15 protein-coding genes are annotated in these 16,057 nt (G+C 47.1%); 14 read left to right on the top strand and 1 reads right to left on the bottom strand.

The features are described from left to right. Nucleotides 1-113 precede the first annotated feature (113 nt). From VPR01S_RS07535 to VPR01S_RS07525, 3 genes are all read left to right on the top strand, one after another. Nucleotides 114-1,301, top strand: a complete 1,188-nt coding sequence (locus VPR01S_RS07535) for a DUF3103 domain-containing protein (RefSeq protein ID WP_040902409.1) — start codon at nt 114-116, stop codon at nt 1,299-1,301. 242 nt (nt 1,302-1,543) lie between these two features. Beyond that, nucleotides 1,544-4,549, top strand: coding sequence for a M6 family metalloprotease domain-containing protein (locus VPR01S_RS07530; RefSeq protein WP_021704710.1), 3,006 nt, complete (start codon nt 1,544-1,546; stop codon nt 4,547-4,549). Between the two features lie 616 nt (nt 4,550-5,165). Then, entirely contained in the window at nt 5,166-6,050 is an 885-nt protein-coding gene (locus VPR01S_RS07525) for a LysR family transcriptional regulator (protein WP_021704709.1), read from the top strand. 1 nt (nt 6,051) lies between these two features. Here VPR01S_RS07525 and VPR01S_RS07520 read toward each other — a convergent pair whose 3' ends face one another. Next, complete coding sequence (locus VPR01S_RS07520) at nt 6,052-6,510, bottom strand: prepilin peptidase (protein WP_021704708.1); 459 nt, start codon at nt 6,508-6,510, stop codon at nt 6,052-6,054. 215 nt (nt 6,511-6,725) lie between these two features. Between VPR01S_RS07520 and VPR01S_RS07515 the strand changes: the two genes are divergently transcribed. From VPR01S_RS07515 to tadF, 11 genes are all read left to right on the top strand, one after another. Beyond that, nucleotides 6,726-6,932 (top strand): Flp family type IVb pilin, encoded by a 207-nt coding sequence (locus VPR01S_RS07515; protein WP_021704707.1) that lies wholly within the window; start codon nt 6,726-6,728, stop codon nt 6,930-6,932. Between the two features lie 88 nt (nt 6,933-7,020). After that, nucleotides 7,021-7,797 carry a fimbrial protein gene (locus VPR01S_RS07510; RefSeq protein ID WP_021704706.1) on the top strand — a complete coding sequence of 259 codons (777 nt, stop codon included), beginning with the start codon at nt 7,021-7,023 and terminating at the stop codon, nt 7,795-7,797. Nucleotide 7,798: 1 nt separating this feature from the next. Next, nucleotides 7,799-9,124 carry a type II and III secretion system protein family protein gene (locus tag VPR01S_RS07505; protein WP_040902407.1) on the top strand — a complete coding sequence of 442 codons (1,326 nt, stop codon included), beginning with the start codon at nt 7,799-7,801 and terminating at the stop codon, nt 9,122-9,124. Further along, nucleotides 9,124-9,585, top strand: a complete 462-nt coding sequence (locus tag VPR01S_RS07500) for a hypothetical protein (RefSeq protein WP_021704704.1) — start codon at nt 9,124-9,126, stop codon at nt 9,583-9,585. The genes VPR01S_RS07505 and VPR01S_RS07500 overlap by 1 nt, the downstream gene beginning before the upstream one ends. Nucleotides 9,586-9,587: 2 nt before the next feature. Next, the gene (locus tag VPR01S_RS07495) at nt 9,588-10,781 is read left to right on the top strand and encodes a CpaE/TadZ family protein (RefSeq protein ID WP_021704703.1); all 1,194 of its coding nucleotides are present in this window, start codon (nt 9,588-9,590) and stop codon (nt 10,779-10,781) included. Next, a complete protein-coding gene (locus VPR01S_RS07490; RefSeq protein WP_021704702.1) occupies nt 10,778-12,043 on the top strand; it encodes a TadA family conjugal transfer-associated ATPase in 1,266 nt (421 codons plus the stop codon). Before VPR01S_RS07495 ends, VPR01S_RS07490 begins: the two co-directional genes overlap by 4 nt. Next, nucleotides 12,040-12,954 (top strand): type II secretion system F family protein, encoded by a 915-nt coding sequence (locus VPR01S_RS07485; protein WP_021704701.1) that lies wholly within the window; start codon nt 12,040-12,042, stop codon nt 12,952-12,954. Before VPR01S_RS07490 ends, VPR01S_RS07485 begins: the two co-directional genes overlap by 4 nt. Further along, on the top strand, nt 12,954-13,823 hold the full coding sequence (locus tag VPR01S_RS07480) for a type II secretion system F family protein (RefSeq protein WP_021704700.1): 870 nt from the start codon (nt 12,954-12,956) through the stop codon (nt 13,821-13,823). Before VPR01S_RS07485 ends, VPR01S_RS07480 begins: the two co-directional genes overlap by 1 nt. Then, nucleotides 13,820-14,959 (top strand): tetratricopeptide repeat protein, encoded by a 1,140-nt coding sequence (locus VPR01S_RS07475; protein ID WP_021704699.1) that lies wholly within the window; start codon nt 13,820-13,822, stop codon nt 14,957-14,959. The genes VPR01S_RS07480 and VPR01S_RS07475 overlap by 4 nt, the downstream gene beginning before the upstream one ends. Beyond that, nucleotides 14,956-15,483, top strand: coding sequence for a TadE/TadG family type IV pilus assembly protein (locus tag VPR01S_RS07470; protein ID WP_021704698.1), 528 nt, complete (start codon nt 14,956-14,958; stop codon nt 15,481-15,483). Before VPR01S_RS07475 ends, VPR01S_RS07470 begins: the two co-directional genes overlap by 4 nt. Next, complete coding sequence (gene tadF, locus VPR01S_RS07465) at nt 15,473-16,057, top strand: tight adherence pilus pseudopilin TadF (protein WP_021704697.1); 585 nt, start codon at nt 15,473-15,475, stop codon at nt 16,055-16,057. Before VPR01S_RS07470 ends, tadF begins: the two co-directional genes overlap by 11 nt.

Here is a 16,057-nt window from a genome sequence, read left to right as displayed (position 1 = left end):
AAAACTGAGGTGTAATGAATCGTTTTTCTTTCACTTATTAAGATTACTGATAGGTTTTGAGGAGTGGAGTAACTGCTCTACTAATGATAAGAAATACAATAAGGATTCTTTTTATGAGACCAATAATACCTGTCACTTTATTGCTTGCTACGGCGATGGTTGGTTGTCAGTCTGATGATAAATCTTCATCAGGTGATAGTATGAGCGCTCAGGCGAAAGCCGAAGCGATCACCAAACAAAAGCAGGAGCTAGCGCTGCAACTGAGTGAAAGCTACGCGGATCTGGAAGAGACACTTAAGTCTCAGATCAGCACCGATCAATTATCTGTGTCGCTGAGCACCTTGAAAACGGCTGAGCCGAATTCTCAGTTCAGTCAGCAGATGGAAAAAACCGATGCCAACTTCCGCTCAATGAAAGGGATCAGCGATTTTGCTGATTCTATTCTGGAGTTGCGTTTGGCGGACGCGTCGATGGTTGAAGAATGGAAACAGGGTGAAAGCCCGCTATTTGCATTCGAACCAACCGGCGATGACTCTTCCTGGCAATATGTTGAGGCCTACGACATTCACGGTCAGCTTCATCAGTTGGATGTGTATCAAATGCCGGATGTTCCGGTCTTCGTTGTCGACAGTAACAGTGCTCAGGAACTGCGTGCAGGCCTGCAGGCGATGCAAGCTGAGATGCAGCGTTTGGGTCAGCGTACTCTGTTGTCAACCAAAGAGAGCACCGAGGGTTTCAGTAAAATGAGCCGTTCAGCCAGCACTGACAGTGTTGAACCGCTGAACACAACGCAACTGACTAAGATCCGCTTGAATGACGATATGGAACCATGGATATCAGGTAAGGCCGAAATTTACGCCATCATTACGGGCGTCAATCCAAGCCGCGATGAGCCTGCAATCGATTTGGTTGAAATGCCTTACCTGGATTACGACAAACAAGATTATTACCCGGGTCAAACCATTATCTTGTGGCCTCGTTACCGCTGGGGTGCAGTGGATATGATCCTGATGGAACAGGACGATGGCACGGACTATAAAGAGTTGGCAAAACTGCTGGTTCAGGCGGCAGAAGAAATCCTGAAAATGATCCCGGATCCGGAAGTTCAGGGTTATGCGATCATTGCTCAGATCACCGGTAAAATTATCGATGTGATCCCAGATGGTCTGCTGACGAACGACGATGATTTTGTGGACGTGTACTACACACTGATGCAAAACACGACCTATGAAGACCGCCCTGGGGCGGGAGGCAATGCGACGGCAACCTTCACTCCGGTGACGATTCAACCAACAGAGTAAGTACGTCATACTAAAATGCAAAGGCACCTTAATCGGTGCCTTTTTTCTTTTCTCCAGTGTGGCGATAACATCTTCTTATTTGCTTATAACGTTTCTAAATGACTGAATATAAATATAAAAATTAGTTATGGTATCAGTTGAAAACTTAATTGGTATGGATAGAACCTCGTTGTTAGAGTCTTAGCTCCAATTTCCATTTTTCTGGTAATTGGAGTACTTAACTCAGATAACGAGAGAAAATAATGATAAAAAACAACGCACTTAGTGCGGGGCTACTGGCAAGCTTATTGGTGACGCCCGTTTTCGGCACCACCTTGCCTGCGCCGGTCTGGCATCAAATGACGTTCAGTGATGGTTCGGTCAAAGATCTGCGTTTGATGGGATCGGAAGATATGTTCTGGTATCAGGATCGTCAGGGGACGTTGTACATTCAGGAGCAGGATGGGCTCTGGTACTACGGTTACTACGAGCAGCAGCAAAAGCGAGTCGTTTCGACTGAAGTGCTGGCGAGTGAGGCTCCGCCACCACAAGATGCCAACATTCATTCTCACCCGATTGATCCCGTGTATTTGTCTGTGCCACCAACGGAAATGACGCCGGGAAAGCGCCGTCTTACGTTGACGACTGGCAGACAGTTTGCCCCTGCCATCGAAGGGCAAACCGCGGTGACAGAACAACCTTTGCTGGTGGTGCAAGTCAGTTTTCAAGACGAGGTCATGGTAAATGACTTTCAGGCGAGCGTTTTTGGTATCAACCAGCAAAGTGTTCAGGACTATTTTCTCAAAAACAGCAATGGTCGCTACAAGGTTGTACCTGCCCGAGAAACATCGGGTACGGAGAATGATGGCATTGTGCATGTCACTCTCGACATCAATCATCCCAACTGTCATTCAAAGACCGATAACACGTGTCAGACAAAACTGAACACTGCGTTTGAGAAAGCCTATCAGGCGCTGGACGCAGATTTTGATTTATCAACGTATGACGATAACGGTGACGGAAACATTGAACCCAGAGAACTGTCTGTGATGTTCGTTTTTGCCGGGAATGACAAGGCAAGTGGGACGAACAAAACACCAACGATATGGCCGCATAAATACAGCCATAGGCAGGTAACTTTGGATGGAAAAACCATCAGCGCGTATTGTTTGTTCGCTGATTTTCAACACGACCACCAGTCCACAATGGGGGTAATTGCGCACGAGCTGGGGCATCTGATGTTGGGTTTACCGGACCTTTACTCCTACAGACACAATGGTTCTATCGGGCAGTGGGGGTTAATGGGCAGTGGCAGTTGGGGGAGTAAGCCGGGAGATTCCTACTCGGGCCAGACGCCGGTCAACATGTTGGCATGGAGCAAGGAGGCAGCCGGTTTCATCCAGCCTAAAGTACTGTCTCAAAGCGGTGCACAAACAGTACAAACTGCGCAGGGTGAAAGTGTGATTCACCTCGACCCTTATCTGAAGCAGTTTGGCCCACGTGCGTACATCGAAAACCGACGTAACATTGGGTATGACCGTGCACTGCCCGCTGAAGGTCTGCTGGTCACATCCGTGAGCGTTGACCACATGTTCAATGCTGAGGGGCCGATGCAGGTACAGATCCTACAGGCGGACAATCACGGGCTACTGGACAATGGCCATTCGACAGGCGATGACGGCGACGTATTTCCCGGCAGTAAACAGATCACGGAGTTATCGGATGCGTCACTCCCTTCGCTGATGACAGTCACCGCCGGGCGTGAAACCAATATCGCCCTGCGTGGCATTGTCAGCGATCCGAACGCGGCTCGCTTTAGTCTCGATATTCCGAGTGCGGCAGGAAAGTCGGCATGGTTGACGTCGTTCGGGCGCACTTATGTCTCATACCGAAACGGCATTGATGCGCTTGGCTTTGCTGTGGACGTGGGTCATACGCCGAAGCATTTAGTCGGTTTTCAATTTTACGCAAAGGAAAACACGGTCGCATTACCTATGCGTTACGTTTTACGCGTTTATCCGTACAACGTGAATTTAGGTCGTGCACATTTTGATCTGGCTGATGGCCGTGAACTGGCCAGCGGTGTGGCCCCTGTCGGTGGCGGGCAAATTCGTTTACCGGCGCCTGTGGCTCTGGAGCCGGGCATGTCCATGTTAGTACTGGAAATTGAAAATGGTACCGCGGAATACTCCACTCAATTTCTTGATGCCTATTTGGGCGATGGGCAACGCAAAGAACAATATTTTGGGGGAAAAGATGAGTATCTCGCTTATGGCTTGAGCCGCGGCGCCTACTATAATTTTCCGTTTGCGGCTCTGTTTGAAGAGCAGATCGCCAGCGATGTTGTTACGATGGATGATTTTGTGGTCATGCGTGAAGATCAGTCGGTGACAGTCGATGTCAAATCCAATGACCAGCATCTCAATGCGAATGAAGTGTATCGTGTTGAGATCGGTCAGCCACCTTCAAAAGGACGTTTTCGTGGTACGATTTACACACCGTCGGCCAATATCAATGGTGTCGATCACTTCACTTATCGCCTGGTGGATAGTCAGGGTGTGGCGTCTAACTATGCCAATGTGAGTGTAACGATCAGCGCAGTGAATGATTTGCCAGTATTTGAGGTTGATTATCCGCTAAATTCGGTGAAAGCGGGGCAGTTGGTCACACTTGCGGTTAAGAATATCCGGGACGTGGATTCCGATAGTCACAGCTATCGTTGGTCGGTCAGTCAGGAGACGCCGTTGTCGATCACTCATCCGCAGCGTTCATGGATACAGGTACAGATCCCATCCGATGCCAACAACGGAACGGTCTATCCTTTGACTGTCGTCGTGGCAGACAACCAGGGTGGTCGGGTGGCGAAAACCATCAAACTGGTGGTGCGTAATCGCGCGATTGCGATCAACGACGAAAGTGTGTCGGTGGTCTACGGTGAGCAGATCCTACTCCGGCCCGCAGGTGAGCACGATGACAGTGACATTCGTTCGATTGAAATTTTAACGCCGCCTTTGCATGGAGAAGTGATCATCAACGGCACGACGTTAGTGTACACCGCACCAGCCGAGCGAAAAGAAACACTTTACGATGTGCTGAAATATAAAGTGATATTTGTCGATGATTCAGTACAAACAGCGGAATATGAACTGCAAGTTCGCACTCAAAGTGTCGCTGAAAATCAAGGGGAAAGCAGCGGAGGTTCCGGCGGCTCAAATTCACCTTGGGTAATGATGACATTACTCTGGTTGTTTCACAGACGCTATCGGTAATGAATAAGAAATAGAGAGCATATGCTCTCTTTTTTATTATCGATCAAGGCAATCGATTGCGGAAATTAAACGTATTCTAAAGTAAATATTTATCGTTATTATTTCTAATTTGAGTTATTTGTTACTTATAGTAGGCATTAATTATATTAATGGTGATCTTTATTCCATTTATATGGCTTTATTGCACGAAATGTGAGCTGAATGTATAAAAAACACACATTCTTCATGATGGGTGTGAATACATATTGAGTTGGAAAAATCTATTTTTTGATAAAATATTCTTACATTAATCGCGGCTTTTGTGGTTAATTATCATTTTTATTTCATATATTGGTGATTGCCATCACATTATTAATGATGCAATCTCAGCCTATTTGTATATATGTTTTCATAATTAGATATAGTGTTGGAGCTCTAAAGTCCTTGAGACTATTGGGCTACAGCATATTTAAGTACTTGTTTATACATATCTATAAATTAGTTGCATAATGTTTTTTTATAAGCATATAAATAATAATTTTTTGTAACTGCTATTTTGTATTGGTACTTTGATGCCGAATTTTTTGGGGAAATAATAAAAAAAACAAAATAGGTAACATCGAGGTAAGTTGCTACCATGAAAACCATTAATAGAGTCATCGATGTAAAATATCTAAGGACATTTTCACACGTTGTTAAACACAAGAGTTTTACAGCAGCTGCTGAATCTCTTTTTATGACACAACCTGCTGTTTCGCAGCACATCAAAAAGATCGAAAGTGTAATAGGGGCCAGCATTTTCGACAGAAAGGAGGGATTTGGCCTGACCAAACATGGCAAGGTTTTGCTGGAATATGCAGATCAGACAATGTCCATGTATGAAAAACTGTTTGAGGATCTTGAGCGTGTAGAAATTCGTGATCAGTTTAATATCGCTATCGCAGACTCTTTTTGTCCAGAACTGGTAGAAAGAGTGGTGAGAGAGTTCCGAGGCTTAAATAATACGGATCTGTCGTTCACCAGCTTTGGCACAAGTACGTCGATTGATACCGATAAGTTTGATCTCATCTTTAGTCTGAGCCGTTTGCCTGAAGATCATGGTAAGTCGTATCAACTCAACACCGCAAATTATGTGATTGCTCATTCGAGTTTTATTGACCCGTATGACTGCTACCCACAGAGAATCGTGTATTGCAATACACTGACTAAGTCATTTGTGCAATCTGTGCTGAGCAAGAACCACATCGATTACGCTCATGTCACGAGTTGGGTGACAACCAGTTCCGCCCGGTTTATGAAAAACGAACTCAACACCAATGGTACGGTGCTGGTTTGTCCTGAGTGGTCGGTGAGAAGCACCGAATGCACCAAAATACCGGTGCGCCAGCAGGTGAATATGTATGTATGGTGCAGTGACGAGATTTCACAAGAGTTGGAAGTGATGGGGTTAAGAAACAAGATCCATCAAATGTTTGACCAAGTTCCCTCTACGACGGGGCATGGTAGCGTATGCACGGCTTAATTTAGTGTGAAAGCGCTGACAACGCAGTAAAAATAAGGCAACTGAGTGAGATGGGTATTCCGTAAGGAATGCCTTTCTTAAAGGCTTTGAACTGATTTACTTTTGCCCAGAGGTACATGGTGGCCAATTGAATTCCCCCAAAAATACCGATGGTCACCAAAGCGGGCATCAGTAAATCAGGTTGTATCCCCACAGTGAACGCGCTGAGAAGTTTCACATCTCCCGCCCCGAACACATTCGCAAACCACAACAGCAATAATACCGCAAAGCAGAGTAGAGCTATCGGCAGCGATGACCAGATGAATCCATACGCGATGGCGGCGATGGTATTGATTAACAACACCCACTTACTGATTTGATTCGGAATGAGGCGGCGCTGCCCGTCCGACCAGCACACGTAAACCGTGACCCACAGGTTGGCGAGGAAAAACGGTAAATAGAGTAATAGTGTTAATTTCATATGTCTGAGTCTATTGGTCAAAATAAATAATCTCAACACCACTTTTTAAATAAATATTTATGACCACATAAATATTTATTATTTAAGTGAGTGAATAAAATCGCCTTATATGATCATAATAAACAATAATTGGATGGTTTATTTATATTAGGTTACTTTTGTTTTGCAGTTTAACGATGGCACTCCTTGCCTAATAAATTTCTAATGAGGAAACTATGTACTACAAAACTCTGGCAAAACTAGCTGAATGGAAAATGAAGTTTGAAGACGATATTCGCGGTGTAACTGCTGTTGAATACGCAATTATTGCAGTTGTTATGTCGGCGCTTGTTCTTGCGGCCTTTCAAACTGATGCCCTTAAAAACGCTATTACTGGCGCCCTGGGCAAAGTTACAAGTAACCTGAATAGTGCTAGCAAATAATACCGATTAGGCGATAAAAACGCCAAAGGTATATAGCAATAAAACAAAAGGGGCGTTAGCCCCTATTTAATTATAATTTGGGCTTACTATGAATAGAGTTATTGTCTTTTTTCTCGTCGCGTTGGCCATTTTCACAACACTCTTTTTTGTTCAGAGCAATTACTTCTCCGATGATGAAGCACCCCAAGCCACTCAGGAAGTGGTGGAGCCTCAAATCATTGTATATGCGTTGAGTTTGGATGTGACAAAGTCTCAACCAGTTAAAAACAAAACTTTTTCAGTTCAGTCAGTTAAGGAATCCGAGTTGGCAGGTGCTGAGTATACAGCGAAGACAGATTTGGTGATTGAACCTGGCGCGTTGTTCAAACTGGATCTCGACGCTGGAACTTATCTAACCCAGTCTATGATCTCTAATCCGAGTGATCGCGATTATCTGTATTTGTCATTGAAGAAAGAAGAAGTGCCTTATTTTTATCAAGTGACAGGTATTGGTGTTATTCAATCGTTAGCACTGACTCCTGGTGATCTTGTGAGCTTTGTGTCGACCACATCTTCGAAATCAAATCTGATTGAAACTGGGTATGGCGATATTGGTGATCTTGTTAGCAAAGTGATTATTAGTGATGCGCGTGTTCTTCAAGTCATTAAAGGCAATGAAGAAGAAGACCTTAAGGATGATGAAGATAAACAGTACAGCTTAGTTATTGCGTTAAAAATGCGCGATGTTCTTAAGTTGGAAATGGCACAAAAAATTGGTGATGTGAATATTATTCCTTCAGCAATTGCGAATCGTTATTTGTCTATCCGAAGCAGCGACATTCTTGAGAATCAATTTGGTGTCAGGGAATTACGTGGCAAGGAATAATATGAAGTACAGAAGTCTAGGCTTAATTTCACTCCTTTGTGGATTAGCGTCATTCCAATTATATGCATCCAGTCTGATGAATTTAGATCAGGGTGCTGCAAAAACCATCAATTTAAAACGTCAGATTTCAACGGTATTTGTCGCGGATCAGGAGATCGCCGACTACAAAATCATCGATGAAAATAAAGTCGTGATTTATGGTGTTGGGCAGGGCAGTACCTCCGTGATTGTCTATGACCGTGGCGGGAACGAGATCTACAACTCGGAACTGGTGGTTAATCAGAGCTTGCGTTTGCTGAAACAAACCCTGATTGCCCGTTATCCGGACGAAAACGTGATGGTGTCTAATGTCGGCGATCAGGTCGTGTTGGACGGCGTTGTCAGCAGCGAAGAAACCAAGACGAAAATCTATCGTCTGGTGGGGGAAATGCTGAAAAAAGATCGCCAGCGTAATGTGTTCTACATTCAGAAAGAAGATGGTGAAAAGGGCGATGAGCTCGATTACACCGCGTCTTATGTCTACGCCCAGGTGATCAACAACCTCAAGGTTCTCACCACCGATCAGATCAACGTTAAGCTAACAGTGGCCGAAGTATCCAGTTCATTCTTATCTGAGTTGGGCGTCAGCTACAGTGACAGCGGCGAATCGGGTAAATTTGTCAACAAGCTGCTTGATTTTACGGCGCAGGACATCGTCGCGGTCATTTCTGCCAGCGGCGATGACAAAATTGGTCAAGTGTTAGCTGAGCCGAACCTATCGGTGATTTCCGGCGAGCAGGCCAGCTTTCTTGTTGGGGGCGAGATCCCGATTGCGGTTCGCGATGAAGACGGCATTACCATCACGTACAAAGAGTACGGGGTAAAACTGGCTATGGTGGCTAAAGTGACGGACTCTGAAAACATCCGTTTGTCTCTGTTTCCGGAAGTCAGCTCGATTGACGAATCCAACAAAACCTCGACCGGCTTGATCTCGGTTCCTTCACTGCGTACCCGACGCGCTCAAACTACCGTGCAGCTTAAAGACGGACAAAGCTTTGTCCTGGCTGGGTTGCTCACTTCGGAAGAGCGTGAGTCGCTGAGCAAAATTCCTATTTTGGGTGATATTCCGATTCTCGGCGCGCTGTTCAGTCACACCAAAACCAACCGCTCAAAAACTGAATTGATCATTGTCGCTACCGTCAATCTTGTCGATCCGATTGAGCAACAGGACGTCAAGCTGCCGGCTTTTCGTCGCACCAGTGACATTGAACGTTTGTTACGCATCGATTTGTCTGGCGTGAACGAGCCGGAACTGGAAAAAACCATCAATGAAGGAGGATTTAACTGATGAGAAGCCTGTTAATGGTGCTGCTGGCACTGGTGATGTTCGGCTGTTCTCAGGCCAATGTTTCGAACTCCAGTGTGATTGATGAAATGGAAGAGAGCATCGAATTTGATGTTGCGGATTCTGAGCAGTCGATCAATCGCGCAGTGAACTTCATCCGCGATCTCAACCATCGTGAACCGAAATCGCGTTTTTCTGTGTATTACAAAACGGGATCGAGTGAGTTTGTTGACAAGCTGAACGCAAAGTTTAAATCCGAGGGTATCGCCAAAAATCGTTATCGCGTGGTGCTTGCAGAGGCGGATCAGCAGAAAGCCGTGTTGATATCGGCGACCTATGTACGAATCAAAAGCCGCGAGTGTGGTGTGATGACCTTTGCCTCGCGTGATGAATACCGCTTTGGCTGTGCGCTTGAGCACAACCGCAACATGAGTCTGGTCAACCCAATCAAGAGTGAGTTGTAAGTATGGATCTGAACAATCTGTTTAAGCACTCTTCATCCAAGCTGAACTCATCGGCAGAGGCCACCGATCTCGTGGTCTCTGATGACGCGACACTGCTGGAGGCGGTGAAAGAACTCTATGCCATTGAAGGCTATCCGGTGCCGATTGAAGTGCCGGATCTTGACTCTGATGATTCCTGGAACCGCTCTGACGTCAAGCTTAAGCATGTGATTCTTGATATGCGGGGCACCAGCAGTATCGTCGATGAGGTGTCTGAAATCGCGACGCGTCTGGACGTCAGTATTTCTTTACTGGTGCTCAGCGATACCGACTCCATCAAGTTACGTAACCAAATTCATGCGCTGGGAGCCGTGTATGTGTTGTGGGACTCGGAACTGGATGGATTGCTGGCTTCACTTCGTGCGCAAAGCCATGACACTCCGACAGTGAAGAAAACACGGGTTGCCAAGCGCATCCTTATTTTGGGAACCAAGGGTGGAGTAGGTGTGTCGTGCCTTAGTTCAGTGCTGGCAAATGCGCTGGTTACGGATGCCAACCTGAAAACGTTACTGGTGGATCACGACTCAGGCGCGCTGAATAGCGATATCTATTTGGGGATCAAAGGTCTTAAGGCCAAGCAAAACAGTATCGACCTGAATCAAATTGAGATAGATGGCGCGATCGCGACAACCTATGTCCACAAAGTAACCGATAAGCTGGGTTATCTGGTGCTGGAGAAGAACAGTGCTTGTCTCGGCGACCATGCCTCGACCTTATACAACCTCTCTTCAGAGCTGATGGACCAGTACAACTTCATCATCGACTCGGTGCCGTTGTCGTCTTACGAAGAGGTCCACGATCAAGAGCTGTTGGATAAGTATCACCGTGTGTTTGTGGTCTGTGAACCGTCCGTGTCATCACTGCGCTCATACAACCTGTTGAAAAAGAAGATCGGCAAAGCAGACCATCAGGTCGTGTTCAGCATGAACCGCCCCAACAAGGATTACATGGTCACGTTAGCGAACGCCAAAGAACGTATCCGGACCAAAGACACCATTGATATTGCTTATGAGCCAACGCTGGAGAAAGTGTTGATTCAGGAAGGCATTGACGGGCTGATGAAGTCCAAATATTCGGCGCCAGTCGCCAGCATGGTGGCTGTGCTGACCGGTAAAAAAATCAAAGCAAAATCTCGTTTTTCATTGTTTAAAAAATGAATCAGTTAAAAGAAACTTACATCGAACTCAGAGATGAGATCTTTGATGCGCTGGACGCTTCATCACTGGTGGAAATCAGTAATGAAGAGTTGGAGCAGCAACTAAAAGACTCCGTCAATATCCTGATTGATCGCAAGCAATTACAGGTCAGCTCACTCAAACGAGTGGATTTGGTTAAGGCACTGCTGGATGAGCTGAAAGGCCTTGGTCCGTTGCAGAAGTTGGTCGACAACGATGATATCTCGGACATCATGATCAACGGCCCGTCGGATATCTTTATTGAAATTGGCGGTAAAGTCGAGAAGTCGCCCATTCAGTTCGTTAACGAAAAGCAGCTCAATACCATAGCCAAACGCATTGCGTCTAATGTGGGTCGTCGGATTGATGAGTCCAAGCCACTTTGTGATGCGCGTCTGGCTGACGGAAGCCGGGTCAACATAGTCATACCACCTCTGGCGATTGACGGAACCTCCATTTCAATCCGTAAGTTCAAAGAACAGAAAATCAAACTGGAAAATTTGGTTGAGTTTGGTGCGATGTCGGTTGAGATGGCCAAGCTTTTGTCGATTGCCAGCCACTGTAAGTGCAACATTCTGATATCTGGCGGTACCGGTTCGGGTAAGACAACGTTGTTGAATGCGTTGTCTGGGTTCATCGGCGAAAGTGAACGGATTGTCACGATTGAAGATGCGGCGGAGCTTCAGTTGCAAAAGCCCCATATCGTTCGACTTGAAACCCGTCAGGCCAGTGTGGAAGGGACGGGCGAAATTACCGCGCGTGAACTGGTGATCAACGCGCTGCGGATGCGTCCTGACCGGATTATCGTGGGTGAGTGCCGGGGTGGTGAAGCGTTTGAGATGCTGCAGGCCATGAACACCGGTCACGATGGCTCAATGTCCACATTGCACGCGAACACGCCGCGAGATGCGATCGCACGTACTGAAAGTATGGTGATGATGGCTACCGCTAGCCTGCCTATTGCCGCGATTCGACGCACCATTGTCAGTGCGGTTGACTTAATTGTCCAGGTTAAGCGCCTTCACGACGGTAGCCGCAAGGTGATGTACATTTCCGAAGTGATCGGGATGGAAGGTGACAGCGTGGTGATGGAGGACATTTTCCGCTTTGAAACCAGCGCTCAGTTTGAGGACGGCAAGATCCAGGGCGAATTCCGTACACCTGGTTTGTCGACGCGTTCCGTTATTTACGAGCGAGCGCGATTTTTTGGTCTGGAAGACACCGTGCGGGGGATATTCGCATGATGTTCATCCTGATATTTTCCTGGGCTGCACTGCTGGTTTACTGGTTGGTGCATCGCGCCCGCCAGAACCGCCGCCTGAGTCAGATCATCGATATGCATGCTGATTTTGAAGGGGTGAAGGGCGTGCGCTCGGTGATTGATGCGCAGCGGTTTGACATCAGTTTCAAAGCCCGTTTTCGACAAACCGTCAAAAGCATGATCAAAGTCTTTCAGCCCAATATGGGGCTCAAGATGATGCTGTTTTTCGCGGTGACCATGGTGGCAATTTACGCCATTAATGCATTTTTCCTGATGCAGGATTATCTGGTGTGCCTGATGGTGCTTGAACCCATTTTGTTTGTCATTTTTTATATCAAGCTGCAACAGATGCAGGCAGAGCGGTTCAAGAACCACTTTCCTGACGCTCTCAATATCTTAAGCGGAGCGATGTCTTCCGGGCAGAGTATCGTGCACGCGTTCGAATACGTGGGCAAACAGCTTGATAACGAAGTCGGACGTGAGTTTAAGTTCATGGCTGAACGTCTTTTGATTGGCGAAGACCCTGATGACGTTTTAGAGCGCAGTAGCACAACGTTTCCGTATCTGGAGTATTTCTTCTTTGCGTCGACCATTCGCATCAACTTAAGCCGGGGTGGTCAGCTCAAAGAGGTCATTAACCGCATTAACCGCCTGATGTTTGACTCTCGCGCGGTGGAGAAGAAGAAAAATGCACTGACATCCGAAGCGCGGGCGTCGGCCAAAATCATCGCCTGTCTGCCGGTGATATTTCTGGTGATCCTGAAGTTTACCAGTCCGGAAAACTACCATTTCGTGATGTTTGAAGACGGTGGCAAACCAATTTTTTATTACGTACTGGTGAGTGAGTTCATTGGCTTTGCCTGTATCTGGTTCATTCTCAGAGGAGTGGATTGATGGATACGACAAAGATACTGATCTGGGTAGTGGTGTTTGGCGTTTCGATGGGGCTGGCTGCGCTGGTGATGCGCTTTTACGACAACACCCGGGCCAACATTGCCACGCGCAAGATCATCGGTTCAACCCGTGAAGAGCGCAAGCGTACCGACTTGTTGAAGTCTTTGATCAGTCGGGTGAGCTTCAACAAAGACGAAACCAAAAAGAAACTGGTTTCCGCCGGAATATACAGCGACTTTCTGGCCGATTCGTACTACCTGTTCAAAATCATCCCGTTTGGCGTGTCGTTGGTGTTTATCGTTTTCAGCTATCTACAGGAAAGCATGGGCATTACATTGGCGTTGACTTATCTGATGGGCGCTTTGATCGCGTTCATTGTGTTGCCGGACACCTACGTCGCCAGCCGCGGGAAAGCCAACATCAAACGTATCAGTGCACGCCTGCCGTTTCTGCTCGATTTGATGAATGTGTGCGTTCATACCGGCATGACCATTGAGTCCAGTCTCGATTACCTATCCAAAGAGCTGCAAACCGTTGATAGAAACCTCGCTTACGTTGTGCGGGTTACGGTCGAACGTGCACGTCTGGTGGGAATCGAAAAAGCCCTGGAAGAGTTTTATGAGCTGGTGCCAACCAGTGAGTCACAAAGCTTTGTGATGACACTGGTCCAGAGCCTGCAATTTGGCTCGTCCATCGGTCCGGTACTGGCAACACTGGCGACCGATATCCGTGAAATTAACATGATGGAGCTGGAAGAAAAAATTGGCAAGATGGGCGCCAAAATGTCCATCCCACTGATTGCCTTCATCATGGTTCCTATTGTTGTACTGATTGCCGCCCCGGGCATTATGAGGATGTTAATGCAATGAATAAATGGCTGATAGCACTGCTCACCGTTTCGCTGTTTTCTGGCTGCGCCACGGTTGATACTGAACTGCAAACCAAAGAAAAACTGCTCATCGGTTCTGGCGATAACCAACAATTGGTGGAGTTTTATAAGAGCAACTTGCACAGCGTACCGGAATACAAAGTCAAACTGGTTAATTTGTATCTGGACATGAAAGACGTTAAATCGGCGGAGTTGTATCGCAATACCTACGATGCCGGCGATCTGGATGAGCCGGAATATATACTCACCATTGCTCGTCTGAACTACCAGAAAAAGCGCTTTGATAAAGCGCAAGAGGAGCTGAAGAAGTATCGCGACGAAGGCGGTGAGGAATACGAGTATCAACTGCTATCCGGCAAAATTCTCGCGCAGCAAAAACGCTTTGATGAAGCCATCAAACATTTTGAAGAGAGCCGCAAGCAAGGCGCATCAGATCGCGAAGCAGGAAACAACATTGCGGTCGTGAAAATGATGCAGGCGCAATACGCCGATGCGACCGACATTCTCTACGACTTGTATCTGGCCAGCCCGGGAGATGCCAGAGTGCGCTCAAACCTGATTCTGGCTTCGGTGAACGCAGAACGTCCGGACATTGCGCTGGAAGTACTGAAACACACCAATAACGAGCAGCAAGCGCGCAAGCAACTGGCTGCATTGATGTCATCCGTATCAAAAAACAAAGGGCAGAAGAGCACGATGAGAGTGGCAGACTCCCCAGTTTCGACAACCAGTCTGCAACGTGATGCCGCCAAAGGAGCGGCAACCAGCTACGTTGCGCCGACGTCTAAAGTCAGCTCGCTGGCAACGTCAACACAGTTTCAACCCAGTCAATCCAGCCTGGATGGTTCCGTGTTGGACCCCAAAAACCTGAAACCGGGGGCACCACCGACGTACCGTATTCAGGTATTGGCTACCTATACAGCAATCCCGGCGGATTATCTCAACTACCTCAAATCCAACTACGGCTCCGTATACTCTTACACGCACGGCTTATGGAAGCGTTATTGTGTTGGGGATTTCAACGATCTGGATCAGGCCAAAGCCTTTCTCGAAAGTCTCGATATCAAAGGTGCCTTTGTGGTTGACTACACCAAGAAAAGGTACGTAAGGCTATGAGAAAAAAGCAGAAAGGTTCGCTGACGATTGAAGCGGCAATGGGGATCCCCATTTTTCTGGCGATTGTGTTTGGCTGGGTGGAGATCTGCATTATGACGTTCTCGATGAGTATGACTGACAACGCCCTCACGACCGCAGTGATGCGGGTTAAAAAAGCCGGCGATTCCAGCAACAGCAATACGGTGAACTACAGCCAGATGATCCAGCATGAGCTTGCAAAAGCGGGCGGGTCACTGTGGAGCAATGTTGTTGAGCCGGGCAGTGTGAAGATCAAAGTTCACTACTTTCGCAACTACGATTCATTTCTGAAATGCACCGACCAGTTCTCCTCGGCAGATGAGTGTCCGGAGCGTAAAGATGACCCGGTGGATATGGCGATCGCGGTCTACGACCTCAAATACAACTATGACCCTATCGTATCAATATGGTTTCCGACCATGGCGATCCGGCGTGAAGTGGTCACCATTCAGGAATACGAACGTTGTGCATTCAAAATCGGACAGGGGGCGGGTTGTGCGAGCTAAACAAAAAGGCGCGTTTGCCGTCGAACTGGCGATGGTGCTGGTGTTTGCGTCCGGGTTATTTGTGGTGGTGGTGAACTACATGTTGGCGATCAACAAGAAAGGCCAGTTGGATCGCGCGGCTTATTCCCTGACGACGATTCTGGCTGAACGAAAGCAGCTGTTTAACGCGGATCTGGATATTTGTTCTGGTAACTGCAACCAAACGGAGAATACCGCGTACTCCATTGCCGCCGCGTCGATGAAACGCATGATCCCCAATTTTGACAAAACCAAATTCGGCATGCGCATTGATGAAGTACGTTTGGATGAACGGGTGTTGTCGAATGGAAAAGTGGACTATGTCCGGCGCCATAAGGCGCTGGAAAAGGGCAACGTTATTGGCTGCAACTTTCCGGACATGTCTGATATCGACAAAGCGAAGGCTATTGAGATGCTTCCGGTCACATCACGCAACCGACGTTTGCCGTTGTACCAGGTCTCCCTGTGTTATGAGACACCCGTCAATATTTTAGGTGTCGCGAACGGTGAAGTGTTTCGGATTGTCAGCTCTTCCTACTCATTTGCGAGGGTTTAA

It is taken from the genome of Vibrio proteolyticus NBRC 13287 (assembly GCF_000467125.1).
Taxonomy (GTDB): Bacteria; Pseudomonadota; Gammaproteobacteria; order Enterobacterales; family Vibrionaceae; genus Vibrio; species Vibrio proteolyticus.
The sequence above is the reverse complement of the archived record's forward strand: the minus strand, read 5'-3'. Positions and strand labels throughout refer to the sequence as shown.